The following is a 745-nucleotide window of genomic DNA, read 5'->3' as shown; positions in this document are numbered from 1 at the left end:
GCGTCCAGGCCGGTGTTGAACGCCTCCTTGGACACTTCGCTCCACCAGGGGGCGACCTCGGGTTTCGCGGCGTTCCACGCCTTACGCAGCCCTGCGAGGGACCACGACAACGACGGCGTCAGCAGCTCGTCCGGCACGCCGTAGGAACGCTCGGCCGTGCGCTGGTCCATCACGGCCTTGACCCGGGCCAGTGCCCAGTTGTGAGCGACCCGGGCCGCCCCGGCATGGGCCAGCACGTCGCGTTCCTGACCCGGGGTGAGGTCGAGGGCAAACCGGTACGCCTGAATCGTCTTCACTGCTACGCCTGGATCGTCTTCACCGCGGGTCCTCGGTGGCGGCCTCGACCGCGCGGCGGGCACGGTTCGCGGCGGCACGCCGCCCGTACAGCCGTGCGCACAACGAGGTCAGGATCTCGGTCACCACCCGGTCCACGCCGAGCTTCTGCCCGGTGGCCCACACCGTCACTCGTGCGACCTGCCGATCCAGGTCCGGTTTCTGGTCGGCCGAGGACACCCGGGCGTACACCACGATCTGTCCCGCGTCGTTGGTCAGGCCGGTAACCGGTTCCCTAACCATGATGAGGCGGCCGAGCCGATAAGCAGGAACGGGCAACGTCCCGGACTCGTAACGCCGACGTGCCGTCGCGTACGAGACTCCCGTGGCCGCCGCCCATTCCCTCAAGTTCACCAAGTCCATCAAAACCAACTAGTGAGCACTCATGACCACCAACACGCCAACAGTCGTC

The 745-nt window shown here is 67.5% G+C and carries 2 protein-coding genes; both read right to left on the bottom strand.

Annotated features, from left to right (window positions below; all coding sequences use genetic code 11):
* Positions 1-296, bottom strand: a 296-nt coding sequence (locus tag EER30_RS46740; protein WP_164842814.1) for a helix-turn-helix domain-containing protein, incomplete at its 3' end; no start/stop codon positions are given.
* Positions 297-315: 19 nt separating this feature from the next.
* Complete coding sequence (locus EER30_RS46735; RefSeq protein WP_127509815.1) at positions 316-687, bottom strand: recombinase family protein; 372 nt, start codon at positions 685-687, stop codon at positions 316-318.
* Positions 688-745: the final 58 nt, after the last annotated feature.

Origin of the sequence: Actinoplanes solisilvae (assembly GCF_003999975.1) — a bacterium.
Classification (GTDB): domain Bacteria; phylum Actinomycetota; class Actinomycetes; order Mycobacteriales; family Micromonosporaceae; genus Actinoplanes; species Actinoplanes solisilvae.
Note: the sequence above shows the minus strand (reverse complement) of the source record. Positions and strands in the feature narration are given on the sequence as shown.